Below are 13,112 nucleotides of genomic sequence, written 5' to 3'. Positions count from 1 at the left end.
TGCTCTCGCCACCACCGCAGACGACCGCGCCGACCAGCGGGGTCCGCCGCCTGGAGGCGCCGCTATCCGGCGCCTGGCCGGGTTTGATCGTGGCAGCCTTCGTTGTGAGGCCGCCGCACGCGTCGGGTGATGGCCGGAGAGAGAAGACCATCACCCGCGCGCAGGTGGGTTGGTGCGGCGGTCGCGCAGAGACACCGGGAACGGCCGCCACACCGGCGCGTGCTGTCGTATAGAACCACCCTCTTTCTTCGGGAGGCGCTCGACCGGATGCCCTGCGGCGCGGCGCGCGGCGGGTACGCGCGGCCGGACGGCACGGTCGGGGCGGATCCGGCATCGCACGACGCGATGCCGTTGTTCGGGGACGGCACGGGGTGATGGCTGTTGGTGGGTGGCGTCCGGAGAGCCGTCCTCGGCGGGGATACCGGTGCCGGCGGCCTGCGGCGGACGCCACCCCTTCGGCAGGGTTTCGCGGGAGCCGCTCCGCCTGACGGGGAACGAAGCGGCAACCCTGCCGGGTCCAGATGGCCGGGCTGTGCGGGGTCAGCCTGGCCGCGGCTTGGCTGAGGTCGGTCGTCGCAGCATTGGGAGGGTCGGCCGGTGTGGAGTGAGGCTGATGGGTGCCATGGGGACAGCGTGCCGAAGCGGGCCGATCAAAGTCCGGCCGATGTTTTTTCTGTGGATGACACGCGGGTTATCCACAGGGTCCGATCGCCGCGGCGCAGGTCAGCGCGTTTCGTAGGTGGCGCGACTGCTGCAAGTCGGCCCTTTGGGCGAGGCGGGCGAGGCGGGCGAGGCGGCCAGGTGGGCGAGGCGGCCAGGTGGGCGAGGCGGCCAGATGGGCCAGGCGGCGAGGCGGGCCACGCGGCGAGGTGGGCGAGGTGGCGAGGTGGGCGAGGTGGCCAGGCGGGCCAGTCGGTCAGGCGGGCCAGTCGGCCAGGTGGCGCCTAGAGGTCCCAAGAGCAAGCGATGGCTTGAGCCCGGCGAAGGGCTGGCCGGCGCGTTGAGTTCGCCCGACGGCCGAAGCGGAAGTCTGAGAATTCGCGAGGCTTGCCGAAGCGGTGGCTCAAGCGCGACAAGGGCTCGCTGAGGCGGTCTGAGAGCGCGAGGGGTCAAGCGGTCCGACGGAGGCGGGCGACGCTGTGGTCGGGGAGCCCGACGAGTCCGAAGCGGACTTGTGAGAGTGAGGGCTGGCTGAAGAGGCCTGAGCGCGAGCGTGCGAGGCCGGCGGGCGCCCGGGCGGACCGATCCGGTGCCGGGTGTGCCGGCCGAGACCGGGGGTCAGCGCGAGGAGGGGACCGGTTCGTCGTCCGCCACTGGGGTGGGGGAGAGCTCGGTGGGGGACGCGGGCACGTCGGGGCGGGCCCGCAATGACCAGATGACGGCCAGGGTGGAGGTCCAGACCAGGGCCGCGCCGAGCATGTGGGCGCCGACGAGCAGGACCGGGAGGTGGGTGAAGTACTGCACGAAGCCGATCAGGCCCTGGGCCAGCTCGACCACCAGCAGCACCACCGCGGCGCGGACGGTGGCGGCGGGGGCCTTCACGGCGCGCAGCGCGAACACCAGGGCCACGGTGAGGCCGATGAGCAGGAACACCACGTCGGCGTGGGCCTGCGAGACCGTGGCCGGGTCGAGGCCGTTGCGCTTCGCGTCCTCGTCGCCGGCGTGGGGGCCGCTGCCGGTCACGACCACGCCCAGGGCGATGACCGCGGCGCTCACCGCGGAGAGGATCCACACGAGGTGGTTGATCGGGCGCGGCACCAGTGGCACCGGCTGTCCGTCGCCCTCGGCGGCGCGGCGCCACAGGGCGTACGCGAAAGCGATGATCACGATGGAGATGAGGAAGTGGATGCCGACGACCCACGGGTTGAGGTCGGTGAGCACCGTGATGCCGCCCACGACGGCCTGGAGCGGGATGTAGAACAGCACGGCGACGGACAGCAGCACCCGGGAGCGGCGGCGGGGCTTTTCCAGCAGAGCGGCGATCACGCAGGCGACCGCGATGATGCCGAGCGCGAACGTGAGCATCCGGTTGCCGAATTCGATCACGCCGTGCACGCCCATCTCGGCGGTCGTCGTGTAGGAGCTGTCGGTGCACCGGGGCCAGGTGGGGCAGCCGAGGCCGGACCCGGTGAGACGGACCGCCGCACCGGTGACGACCAGCGCGACGTTGGCGACGAGGGACGCCAAGGCCAGGGGGCGCAGCGGTAGGAATCTCACCTCTGGCATCGTACGCAGGGAATTGATCTTGAATTGAGGGCCCCGTGAGCCTCGGTGGCATGGATCACCGGGGGGTCGGTTTGCGGGTGTCCGCGGAAATACGTAACGTTGGCGTAGTGAAATACGAGGTGCAGATCCGGAGCGGAGTGGTGGCGTCAGCCAGCGCTTCGGACGGTCGCACCCGTGACCGGGTTGCCCAGCTGCTGCTCGAGCGTGGTTCCGCCACCGCGGCCGAGCTCGGCGCCGAGCTGAGCCTCAGCCCGGCGGCCATCCGCAAGCACCTCGACGCGATGCTCGCCGACCAGCTGGTCGAGACCCGCGAGGTCCGCAACACCGGCCCGCGCGGCCGGGGGCGTCCCGCCAAGGCGTTCGCGCTGACGGCGGCCGCCCGGGAAGATCTGAACCCGCACTTCTACGACGGTATCGCGACGGCCGCGCTGCGCTGGATCCAGCAGCACCACGGTCCCGAGGCCGTCACCGCCTTCGCGTCGGCTCAGGTCGGCGCGCTCGAGGAACGCTGCCGGGCCGCACTGCGCGAGGCCGGCGACGACCCCATCGCGCGGGCGGAGGCGCTCGCCGAGGCGCTCACCGCCGAGGGCTACGCTGCCAACGCGACCGTGATCGCGTCCGGCGGCCAGCTGTGCCAGCACTCCTGCCCGGTGGCGCACGTGGCCGCCGAGTTCCCTCAGCTGTGCGACGCCGAGACCGAGGTCATCTCCCGGCTCATCGGCACCCACGTGCAGCGTCTAGCCACCATCGCGCACGGTGACAGGGTGTGCACAACGCACATTCCGGCGCCAACACGTGTAACGCCAGCAACCACGGTTAGGACAGATACATGACCGACCAAATCGTCAGCCAGGAAGAGCACCTCGCCGCCCTGGGCAAGTACGAATACGGGTGGGCCGACGCCGACGTCGCGGGTTCGACCGCGCAGCGCGGTCTGTCCGAGGCCGTGGTGCGCAACATCTCCGCGTTGAAGAACGAGCCCGAGTGGATGCTCAACCTGCGTCTCAAGGGCCTCCGTCTCTTCGACCGCAAGCCCATGCCGAACTGGGGCGCCGACCTCACCGGCATCGACTTCCAGAACATCAAGTACTTCGTGCGCTCCACCGAGAAGCAGGCCGCCACCTGGGATGACCTGCCCGCGGACATCAAGAGCACGTACGACAAGCTGGGCATCCCCGAGGCCGAGAAGCAGCGCCTCGTCTCCGGTGTCGCCGCGCAGTACGAGTCCGAGGTCGTCTACCACGCGATCCGTGAGGACCTCGAGGAGCAGGGCGTCCTGTTCCTCGACACCGACACGGCGCTCAAGGAGCACCCGGAGATCTTCCAGGAGTACTTCGGCACGGTCATCCCGGTCGGCGACAACAAGTTCGCCGCGCTCAACACCAGCGTGTGGTCGGGTGGCTCGTTCATCTACGTGCCCAAGAACGTCAAGGTCGACATCCCGCTGCAGGCCTACTTCCGGATCAACACCGAGAACATGGGCCAGTTCGAGCGGACGCTGATCATCGCCGACGAGGGCAGCTACGTGCACTACGTCGAGGGCTGCACCGCGCCGATCTACTCGTCCGACTCGCTGCACTCCGCGGTCGTCGAGATCGTCGTCAAGAAGAACGCCCGGGTGCGTTACACGACCATCCAGAACTGGTCGAACAACGTCTACAACCTGGTCACCAAGCGCGCCACCTGCGAAGAGGGCGCGACCATGGAGTGGATCGACGGCAACATCGGCTCCAAGGTGACCATGAAGTACCCGGCGGTCTACATGACCGGCCCGCACGCCAAGGGCGAGGTGCTCTCGATCGCCATGGCCGGCGAGGGTCAGCACCAGGACTCGGGCGCCAAGATGGTGCACGCCGCGCCGCACACCTCCTCGACGATCGTCTCGAAGTCGATCGCCCGGGGCGGCGGCCGCACCTCTTACCGCGGCCTCGTGCAGGTGCTGGAGGGCTCGTCGTCCTCCAAGAGCACGGTCAAGTGCGACGCACTCCTGGTCGACACCATCTCGCGCTCGGACACCTACCCTTACGTCGACATCCGCGAGGACGACGTGTCGATGGGGCACGAGGCGACCGTCTCCAAGGTCTCCGAAGACCAGCTCTTCTACCTGATGAGCCGCGGTCTGACCGAGGACGAGGCGATGGCGATGATCGTGCGTGGCTTCATCGAGCCGATCGCCAAGGAACTGCCGATGGAGTACGCCCTCGAACTGAACCGTCTCATTGAGCTCCAGATGGAAGGCGCGGTCGGCTAACCGATGACCACCGAAGCAACGATTGCTCCGCCCAGCACCAAGTCGCAGGTGCTGCGCTCGTTCGACGTCGCCGAGTTCCCGGCCCTCAACGGGCTCGAGGAGGAGTGGCGTTTCACCCCGCTCAAGCGCCTGCGCGAGCTGGTCAGGGCCACCGCCCTGACCGGCACCGCGCCCCAGGTCGAGCACGGTGACCTGCCCGCCGGCGTGAGCGTGCGGAGCGTCGAGAAGGTCGACCCGGTGCTCACGCCGTTCGACCGGGTCAGCGCCCTGGCGTTCGGCTCGGCGGCCGGCGTGACCCTGATCGAGGTCGCGCCCGAGGCCGAGCCCGAGCAGGCCGTGGTGATCCGCCTGGTCGGCAAGGGCGGCGAGGCCGCGGCCGGCCGCACCTTCGTCAAGGTCGGCGCGTTCGCCAAGGTCACGCTGGTGCTCGAACAGACCGGCACGACCACGCTGGCCGACAACATCGAGGTCGTGGTGGGCGACAGCGCCCAGCTCACCTTCGTGACGGTCGCCGACTGGGACGCCGACGCGGTGCAGGCCCAGCACGTGAAGCTCCGGATCGGCAAGGACGCCCGGGCTGTCCACGTGCAGGTGGCGCTCGGCGGCGACCTGGTCCGCCAGTTCACCAGCGTCGAATACACCGGCCGCGGCGGTGACGCCGAGCTGTGGGGCCTCTACTTCGCCGACGCCGGCCAGCACTTCGAGCACCGCCAGCTGGTCGACCACTCGGTGCCGGACTGTCGCAGCTACGTCGGCTACCGGGGCGCTCTGCAGGGCGTGTCCGCGCAGACCGTCTGGGTCGGCGACGTGCTCATCCGCGCCGCGGCCACGGGCACCGACACGTACGAGATCAACCGCAACCTCATCCTGACCGACGGCGCCGTGGCCCACTCGGTGCCCAACCTCGAGATCGAGACCGGTGAGATCGTGGGCGCCGGCCACGCCAGCGCGACCGGCCGCTTCGACGAGGAGCAGCTGTTCTACCTGATGGCGCGGGGCATTCCCGAGGGCGAGGCGCGCAAGCTCGTGGTCCGGGGCTTCTTCGCCGAGCTGCTCAACAAGATCCCGGTCGAGGAACTGCGCGAGCGCCTGGGCGACGCGATCGAGGCTCGTCTGGCGGAGACAGGCGCGTGAGTTTTGAGTTGGTCGGTCCTGTCGCCGACGTCGCGAAGGGCGCCGCGATCTCGGTGGAGCTCGACGGCGTCGACATCGCGGTGGTGCACGCCGACGACGACAACTTCTATGCCGTACGCGACGAGTGCTCGCACGCCGCGGTCCCCCTCTCCGAAGGTGAGGTCGAGGGCTGCATGATCGAGTGCTGGCTGCACGGCTCCCGGTTCGATCTGCGCTCCGGTGAGCCGAGCGGCCCGCCCGCGTTCTCCCCCGTGGCGACCTACCCCGTCGAGATCCGCGACGGCGACATCTATGTATCGACGACCCCGAGTAATGGAGTAAACCCGTGAGCACCCTGGAGATCCGCGACCTGCAGGTGTCGGTCAAGCTGCCCGAGGGCGACCTGAAGCCGATCCTGGCCGGGGTCGACCTCACCGTGAAGTCGGGCGAGACCCACGCCATCATGGGTCCGAACGGCTCGGGCAAGTCGACGCTGGCGTACTCCATCGCGGGCCACCCCAAGTACGAGATCACCGGCGGCACCGTCACGCTGGACGGCGACAACGTCCTCGACATGACCGTCGACGAGCGGGCCCGCGCCGGCCTCTTCCTGGCCATGCAGTACCCGGTCGAGGTGCCCGGCGTTTCCGTGGCCAACTTCCTGCGTACGGCGAAGACCGCGATCGACGGCGAGGCGCCGAAGCTCCGCACCTGGGCCGGCGACCTGCGCAAGGCCATGGAGAAGCTCCAGATGGACCCGGCGTTCGCCCAGCGCAACGTGAACGAGGGCTTCTCCGGCGGCGAGAAGAAGCGTCACGAGATCATGCAGCTCGAGCTGCTCAAGCCGAAGATGGCGATCCTCGACGAGACCGACTCGGGCCTCGACATCGACGCGCTGCGCGTCGTCAGCGAGGGCGTCAACCGGGTCCGCGAGACCGGCGACACCGGCCTGCTGCTGATCACCCACTACACCCGCATCCTGCGCTACATCAAGCCGGACTTCGTGCACGTCTTCGTGGCCGGCAAGATCGTTCAGGAGGGCGGCCCGGAGCTTGCCGAGCAGCTCGAGGCCGAGGGCTACGAGCGCTACGTCGGCGCGCGGGTCTGAGCCGGCCTTTCTCGCTAGGAGAAGAACGATGACGTTCGACGTGGTCCGGGTCCGAGCCGACTTCCCGATCCTGACGCGGGAGGTCAACGGCCACCCGCTGGTGTATCTGGACAGTGCGAACACCTCGCAGAAACCGGCGCAGGTGATCAAGGCGATGCGCATGCACAACGAGCGGCACAACGGCAACGTGTCCCGCTCCGTGCACACGCTCGGCACCGAGGCCACGTCGGCGTACGAGGACGCCCGCGGCAAGGTCGCGGCGTTCGTCGGCGCGAGCACCCCCGACGAGATCGTCTTCACCAAGAACTCGACCGAGGCGATCAACCTGGTCGCGTACTCGCTCGGGCAGCACCTGGCGCTGAAGCCGGGCGACGAGATCGTGATCTCCGAGATGGAGCATCACTCGAACATCGTCCCGTGGCAGCTGCTGTGTGAGCGCACCGGCGCCACACTGCGTTGGTTCGGGGTGACCGACGAGGGCCGGCTGGCTCCCGACGACGATCTGATCAACGAGCGCACGAAGATCGTCTCCATCGTGCACATGTCGAACGTGCTCGGCACGATCAACGACGTGTCCGGGATCGTGGCGCGGGCGCACGAGGTCGGCGCGCTGGTGCTGCTCGACTGCTCGCAGTCGGTGCCGCACCTGCCGGTCGACGTCCAGGCGCTCGAGGCCGACTTCATCGCGTTCACCGGCCACAAGATGCTCGGCCCGACCGGCATCGGCGTCCTCTGGGGCCGGTATTCGCTGCTCGCCGAGATGCCGCCGTTCCTGGCCGGCGGTTCGATGATCGAGACGGTGACGATGGGCGGCACCACCTTCGCCGCGCCGCCGGCCCGCTTCGAGGCCGGCACGCCGCCGATCGCCGAGGCGGTCGGTCTCGGGGCTGCCGTCGACTACCTGACCGCGCTGGGCATGGAGGCGGTGCACCAGCACGAGCAGGACATCACCGCGTACGCGCTGAAGACCCTGACCGACGTGCCGGGGGTCGAGATTTTCGGCCCGGCCACCCCCGAGGGACGTGGCGGCACGCTGTCCTTCGGCGTCGACGGGGTTCACCCGCACGACGTGGGCCAGGTCCTCGACGCGCTCGGTGTCGAGGTGCGGGTCGGGCACCACTGCGCGAAGCCGACCTGCGCCCGGTTCGGGGTGCCGGCGATGACCCGCGCGTCGTTCTACCTCTACACCACCACGGACGAGATCGACGCCCTCGCCCGCGGCCTCGACCAGGTCAAGAAGGTGTTCGGCTGATGATGCTCGACGGGCTGTACCAAGAGATCATCTTGGACCACTACAAGCACCCGCACGGCCGTGGCCTGCGCGACCCGTTCAACGGCGAGGCGCACCACGTGAACCCGACCTGCGGTGACGAGATCACGGTTCGGGTCAGCTCCGCCGCCGGGGAATTCTCCGACATTTCGTACGACGGTCTGGGCTGCTCCATCAGCCAGGCCTCCGCCTCGGTGCTGTACGAACTGCTGCGTGGACGTTCGCCGGAGGACGCGGCGGGAATCCACGAGGCGTTCGTGGCGCTGATGCAGGGACGTGGCCAGGTCGAGCCCGACGAGGACGTGCTCGGCGACGGCATCGCGTTCGCCGGGGTCGCCAAGTTCCCGGCCCGGGTCAAGTGCGCGCTGCTGCCATGGATGGCGTTCAAGGATGCTGCCGCACGCGCAGGAATCGACGTTTCCTCAGAGGCTTCAGAGGTGAAGGCATGACTGACACTCCCGTTACCGCTCCCGCTTCCGACGAGGGCGCCACCGCGGTCGTTCCTTCGGAGGTCTCCAAGGCCACCGTCGCGGACGTCGAAGAGGCGATGAAGGACGTCGTCGACCCCGAACTCGGGATCAACGTGGTCGACCTCGGCCTGGTCTACGACGCCTACGTCGACGACGACAACATCGCCACCCTCGACATGACGCTCACCTCGGCGGCCTGCCCGCTGACCGACGTCATCGAGGACCAGACGCGCACGGCGCTGACCACCGGTCCCGGCGGCGGCCTGGTCAAGGACTTCCGAATCAACTGGGTGTGGCTGCCGCCGTGGGGCCCCGACAAGATCACCGACGACGGTCGCGAGCAGTTGCGGGCGCTCGGCTTCAACGTCTGATCTCCGCCCTTCTGTCGTACCCCACTGCTAGAAAAAGGGCATGGACTACCCGGCCCTCCTCACCCTGATCGACGAGCGGTCGGCGGCGCTGCGTGACGCAGTCGCCGCCGCTGCTGTCTCCGACGCCCGCGTGCCCGGCTGCCCCGAATGGGATCTCGGCGATCTCGTGGCGCACGTCGGCGCGGTCCAGCGCTTCTGGGCCGTGGTCGTCGGCGCCCACGATCCGACCGGCCCGCCCTCGCGCGCGGCGCTGGTTGACCGGGAACCCCACGGCGAGCTGCTGGAATGGTCGGCCGCGTCGACCGATCTGTTGCTGTCGGCCCTTCGCGGTTCGTCGGCCGAGGCGCCGGCGTGGGCCTGGTGGGGCAAGTCGTCCGCGCCGCTCGCCGTCGGGGCGATCGCCCGCCACCAGGTGCAAGAGGCGGCGGTCCACGCGTACGACGCGCAAGAGACCGTGGGAAAGGCCGAGCCCCTGCCGGCCTTTGTCGCGGTCGACGGGCTGGCCGAGTTTCTGCAGGTCGGGGTGGGGTCGCTCGGGGCTTGGCCGCATCGTCCGGCCCGGGTCGCCTTCGTCGCGGTCGACGGGCCGGGGCACATCCTCGATCTGTCGCCCTCGGGCGGCGTTCTCGACCCGGCGGCCGCGGGCGATCCGGTGGTCACCGTGCGCGGGTCGGCCAGTGATCTGGTGCTGGCGCTCTACGGGCGGGTGCCGTTCGAGCGCCTCGCTATCGATGGGGATCACGAGGTGCTGTCCCAGTTGCGGGCCTGGTCCAATCCCGACTGATTGGTTGCGTCGTCCGGCCGCCGTCCGCTACTCGGCCGGGATCGGTGGCCGGATCCTTGGTGCCACCAGCGCCGGAGATTCGGCAGTCACGGGCCATCCCGCAGTCGCGTCGTCTGCCGCGTTGCGGTGGGCGGCCGGTGGTACCGCGGGTTCGTGGGACGCTGGCTGGGCGTCGGCTTCTCGCGGCGTTGGCCGGGACGCCGGTTCTCGTGGTGTTGCTTCGGCTTCGGCTTCTTTCGGTGTCGGCTGGGTTTCCGCTTCTCGTGGTGTCGGCTGGGCTTCGGGCTCACGCGGTGTCGGTTCGGTTTCGGGGTCTCGCGGTGTCGGTTCGGTTACGCGTCCTCGCGGTGCCGGTTCTGTTTTGGGGTCTCGCGGTGTCGGTTCGGCCGGGACGAGCAGCAGGGCGTTGAGGTCGATGGCGATGTGCAGCAGGATCGCGGGGAGCAGGCTGCCCGAGAGCAGCGTCAGGAAGGTGAAAACGGCGCCGAGGACGGCCGAGTTCACCATGCCGAGACGGCCTTGATAGGCGTGGATGCCGACGAAGAGCAGCAGGCTCAGCACGACCGCGGCGACGGCCGGCAGGTGGAACACCTTGATGCCCAGCGCGATCAGGGCGTACCGGAAGACGACCTCCTCGGTTACGCCCGCCGTGACTGACAGGGCGGCGGCGAACCGGCGTTCGCGGTCGGTGCGCGGCACCAGGACGGCGATCTGGGCGCGACCCGGCGGCTGATGCCCGGCACGCATGCGTTTCCGCAGGCGGAAGCCGCCGATCACCATGGTCAGTGTGACCCACGCGGCCAGCAGCCAGGCGATGAGGGCGCCGGCGGGCATCCCCAGGGTGGGCAGTCCGGGCAGGTCCCAGCCCGGCGTCTCCGGCCCGGTGAAGGAGGCCGTCACCACCACCAGCATCGCCACAGCAGCCCGAGCCCAACCGCTGAGGATGGCGGCCCGATAGAACCGGACCCGGCTGGCGGGATCGGCCCGCACCTGGGCCAGGATGCGTTTTGTCCGCGCGGTGCCGACGAAGACGTCCGTCAGAAGCATGAGGACGAGCAACGCCGACAGGATGAGGGGAACCACGACCGGAGATCATGACGATCGATCACCGGTGCGGCAACCCCATCCGCCCACCCCGGCCCCAGTCGTAGTTCCGCCGTCCGGCACGAGCGGCGGAGCTGACTTCATGCGGGCGGCAGGTGGTCGACCGAGTTGTAGTAGGCCAGTTTCAGGCGGCCGTCGACCTCGACGAAGCGGCTCAGTGAGGCATTCCGGACGCTGCCCGCGGACCGTTCCGCCTCGAGCACCTCGTCCCAGCTGAGCTGTTCGATGACGGCGCGCATCATCAGCACGACCGCGTCGTGGGCAACGACGACGACCCGTTGGCCGGCGTGGTCGCGGTGCAGGTCGTCGAGGAACGAGCCGAGCCGCACCTCGATGTCGGCGAACGACTCGCCGCCCGGTGGCGTGTAGCGGTACTCGCCGGCTTCGGCACGCCGCTGAGCCTCGTCGGGGAAGCGCTGCGTCACGGCCGCACGCGTGAGCATCTCGAGGTCGCCGAGCAGCCGGTCGACCAGCCGGTCGTCGGTCGTCGGCTCGGGCAGGGCGACGCCCGACTTCTCGGCCGCTATCCGCCACGTCTCGCGCGCCCGCAGGTAGGGCGAGGTGATCACCACCTGGGGCAGCTCGTCCTCGGGCCGGTCGCCGATCCACTCACCGAGCGCGGCGGCCTGCGCCCGGCCGTACTCGGTCAGCGGCACTTCGGCGTCCCGGCCGCTGACTTCGGCCTCGAGCAGCCCGTCCTTGTCGGCCGCGGGAAACGCGACGTTGGCCAGGCTCTGCCCGTGCCGGACAAGAAGAAGTTCGGCAACCACACCCATGATTGGACCCTATCCAGCCGGCGGGCCGGCCGCGAACGTCGCCCGGTAAGTCTGCGGCGGAACGCCCACTATGCGGCGGAAATGGGGGCGCAGGGCCACACCGTCGGCGAAGCCGCAGGTGCGGGCGACGGTGTCGATCGGCAGGGACGTGGTGGCGCATGGCATCGGTGACGGTGTCGGCGCTGTCCAGCGGTGCCGTCACACTGCCCGGCGGCGATACGACCGTCACGGTGACCGGCGTGCCCGCCCAGCACGGCCCGGCCGAGCTCGAGCACATCACCGGCCCAGTGACTGGTTTTGTCCTCGAGGGCAAAGGCCTTCCCACCGTGTACGTCAGTGGCGACAACGCCTCGCTCGACGTGGTCCGCGAAATCGCTGTCCGATTCCCCGCTGTCGACGTAGCGGTCCTCTTCGGCGGAGCCGCCCGGACACCCCTGGTCGGCGCGGTTGACCTGACCCTCTCCGCCACCGCGATGGCCGAGGCCACCCGCATCCTCGGCGCCTCGACGGTCGTTCCGGCCCATGTGGACAGCTGGGCCCACTTCACCGAAGGCGTCGCCGAGGTCCGGGCCGCCTTCTCCGCCGCCGGCCTGGCCGACCGCCTGCGGGAGGTATCGCCGGCAGCGCAGTAAGCGCCCCTCGAAGGCGGATGTCCGAGCAGCGTGCCGACTCGGGGGATGAGTTGATGGTGCGCCCACGACCCGTCACGAGTGGACGAGAACGGGCGGCCAGCGGGTCGCCGCGGTGTGGCGCGCGATAAATCGGTCGCCGTGGCGGGAGGGGATCGGCAGCATGAGTGCGTGACCAAGCCGATGCTGTTTCCCGCTGTCCCTGTTGCTGTGGCCGAACGGGCCACGCGACAGCAGCGGGCCGGTCTGCCGGGAATGGCGGTCCGTCAGCAGCGGTCATGAGCGCGGCGTTTCTGGCCGGCGTTGTTGCCGGCTACGGGGTCGCGCTGCCCATGGGCGCTATCGGGGTGCTCATCGCCGGGCTCAGCGCCCGCACCTCGTTGCGGGTCGGCGCGGCGGCCGGTCTGGGCGCGGCGACCGCCGACGGAATCTTCGCTGCCCTGGCCGTGGCCGGGGGAGCAGCCATCGCCGGCGTGATCGTTCCCATCGCCGTGCCTCTGCGCTGGGCCGCGGCCGTGGTGCTGCTGATCATCGCCGCGATGACCGCACGCGCCGCTTTCCGCAAGCCCGGCACTGCCGCAGTCGACCGCCGCCCGACGACGCCGTGGCGCGCCTACGCCGGAGTGCTCGGCCTGACCCTGCTCAACCCGGCCACAGTCATCTACTTCGCCGCGCTGGTGCTCGGCCGGGGCGGCGAAGGCGGCGGCGTCCTGTTCGTCGCCGGTGTCGTGCTGGCCTCAGCCAGCTGGCAGCTGGTAATCGCCGGCGGCGGTTCCCTCATCGGCCGCTGGCTGACCGGGCCTCGCGGCCGGGCCCTCACCGCGCTCGTCTCCAGCCTGGTGATAGCCGCCCTGGCCGTCCGCCTCCTGCTCCCAGCCTGAGCAGCCATCCATCTCCGACTCCCCGCTTGAGCAGCCACCGACCCCGGCTCGCCGCTTAAGTAGCCACCGATCCCAGGTTCGCTGTTTGAGCGGCTGCGCGCCTTCGGTTGGTTGTTTGAGCGTTCGCCG

General features: G+C 69.8%; 15 protein-coding genes. 11 read left to right on the top strand and 4 right to left on the bottom strand.

Annotation, left to right across the window (positions count from 1 at the left end; all coding sequences use genetic code 11):
* Positions 1 to 1,278 precede the first annotated feature (1,278 nt).
* Positions 1,279 to 2,217 (bottom strand): COX15/CtaA family protein, encoded by a 939-nt coding sequence (locus tag KXC43_RS41710; RefSeq protein WP_308129504.1) that lies wholly within the window; start codon positions 2,215 to 2,217, stop codon positions 1,279 to 1,281.
* A gap of 116 nt (positions 2,218 to 2,333) precedes the next feature.
* On the opposite strand from KXC43_RS41710, the gene KXC43_RS41705 reads away from it, so the two are divergent.
* Genes KXC43_RS41705 through KXC43_RS41665 form a run of 9 tightly spaced genes read left to right on the top strand, consistent with a single transcriptional unit; the run spans position 2,334 to position 9,593 of the window.
* The gene (locus KXC43_RS41705) at positions 2,334 to 3,059 is read left to right on the top strand and encodes a helix-turn-helix transcriptional regulator (RefSeq protein ID WP_308129503.1); all 726 of its coding nucleotides are present in this window, start codon (positions 2,334 to 2,336) and stop codon (positions 3,057 to 3,059) included.
* Positions 3,056 to 4,477 (top strand): Fe-S cluster assembly protein SufB, encoded by a 1,422-nt coding sequence (gene sufB, locus KXC43_RS41700; RefSeq protein ID WP_221381798.1) that lies wholly within the window; start codon positions 3,056 to 3,058, stop codon positions 4,475 to 4,477. The genes KXC43_RS41705 and sufB overlap by 4 nt, the downstream gene beginning before the upstream one ends.
* A gap of 3 nt (positions 4,478 to 4,480) precedes the next feature.
* A complete protein-coding gene (sufD, locus tag KXC43_RS41695) occupies positions 4,481 to 5,611 on the top strand; it encodes a Fe-S cluster assembly protein SufD (protein WP_221381797.1) in 1,131 nt (376 codons plus the stop codon).
* Positions 5,608 to 5,940: a non-heme iron oxygenase ferredoxin subunit gene (locus tag KXC43_RS41690; RefSeq protein ID WP_221381796.1), complete on the top strand. Its 333-nt coding sequence runs from the start codon at positions 5,608 to 5,610 to the stop codon at positions 5,938 to 5,940. Before sufD ends, KXC43_RS41690 begins: the two co-directional genes overlap by 4 nt.
* Positions 5,937 to 6,698 (top strand): Fe-S cluster assembly ATPase SufC, encoded by a 762-nt coding sequence (gene sufC, locus KXC43_RS41685; RefSeq protein ID WP_221381795.1) that lies wholly within the window; start codon positions 5,937 to 5,939, stop codon positions 6,696 to 6,698. The genes KXC43_RS41690 and sufC overlap by 4 nt, the downstream gene beginning before the upstream one ends.
* A gap of 28 nt (positions 6,699 to 6,726) precedes the next feature.
* Positions 6,727 to 7,950, top strand: a complete 1,224-nt coding sequence (locus KXC43_RS41680; protein ID WP_221381794.1) for a cysteine desulfurase — start codon at positions 6,727 to 6,729, stop codon at positions 7,948 to 7,950.
* A complete protein-coding gene (sufU, locus tag KXC43_RS41675; RefSeq protein WP_221381793.1) occupies positions 7,950 to 8,417 on the top strand; it encodes a Fe-S cluster assembly sulfur transfer protein SufU in 468 nt (155 codons plus the stop codon). Before KXC43_RS41680 ends, sufU begins: the two co-directional genes overlap by 1 nt.
* A complete protein-coding gene (locus KXC43_RS41670; protein WP_221381792.1) occupies positions 8,414 to 8,809 on the top strand; it encodes a metal-sulfur cluster assembly factor in 396 nt (131 codons plus the stop codon). Before sufU ends, KXC43_RS41670 begins: the two co-directional genes overlap by 4 nt.
* A 40-nt stretch (positions 8,810 to 8,849) precedes the next feature.
* Positions 8,850 to 9,593, top strand: coding sequence for a maleylpyruvate isomerase family mycothiol-dependent enzyme (locus KXC43_RS41665; protein ID WP_221381791.1), 744 nt, complete (start codon positions 8,850 to 8,852; stop codon positions 9,591 to 9,593).
* 27 nt (positions 9,594 to 9,620) lie between these two features.
* Here KXC43_RS41665 and KXC43_RS41660 read toward each other — a convergent pair whose 3' ends face one another.
* The 3 genes from KXC43_RS41660 to KXC43_RS41650 all read right to left on the bottom strand — a co-directional run bounded on the left by KXC43_RS41660 (position 9,621) and on the right by KXC43_RS41650 (position 11,638).
* A complete protein-coding gene (locus KXC43_RS41660) occupies positions 9,621 to 10,676 on the bottom strand; it encodes a CPBP family intramembrane glutamic endopeptidase (protein ID WP_221381790.1) in 1,056 nt (351 codons plus the stop codon).
* Positions 10,677 to 10,777: 101 nt separating this feature from the next.
* Complete coding sequence (locus KXC43_RS41655; protein WP_221381789.1) at positions 10,778 to 11,473, bottom strand: histidine phosphatase family protein; 696 nt, start codon at positions 11,471 to 11,473, stop codon at positions 10,778 to 10,780.
* Positions 11,474 to 11,482: 9 nt separating this feature from the next.
* Positions 11,483 to 11,638: a hypothetical protein gene (locus tag KXC43_RS41650; protein WP_221381788.1), complete on the bottom strand. Its 156-nt coding sequence runs from the start codon at positions 11,636 to 11,638 to the stop codon at positions 11,483 to 11,485.
* Between KXC43_RS41650 and KXC43_RS41645 the strand changes: the two genes are divergently transcribed.
* Both KXC43_RS41645 and KXC43_RS41640 read left to right on the top strand, forming a co-directional pair.
* A complete protein-coding gene (locus KXC43_RS41645) occupies positions 11,632 to 12,105 on the top strand; it encodes an MBL fold metallo-hydrolase (RefSeq protein ID WP_221381787.1) in 474 nt (157 codons plus the stop codon). The genes KXC43_RS41650 and KXC43_RS41645 overlap by 7 nt on opposite strands.
* Positions 12,106 to 12,380: 275 nt before the next feature.
* Positions 12,381 to 12,983 (top strand): LysE family transporter, encoded by a 603-nt coding sequence (locus KXC43_RS41640; RefSeq protein ID WP_221381786.1) that lies wholly within the window; start codon positions 12,381 to 12,383, stop codon positions 12,981 to 12,983.
* The last annotated feature ends 129 nt before the right edge of the window (positions 12,984 to 13,112 follow it).

Source organism: Paractinoplanes polyasparticus (genome assembly GCF_019710575.1).
Taxonomy (GTDB): Bacteria; Actinomycetota; Actinomycetes; order Mycobacteriales; family Micromonosporaceae; genus Actinoplanes; species Actinoplanes polyasparticus.
The sequence above is the reverse complement of the archived record's forward strand: the minus strand, read 5'-3'. Positions and strand labels throughout refer to the sequence as shown.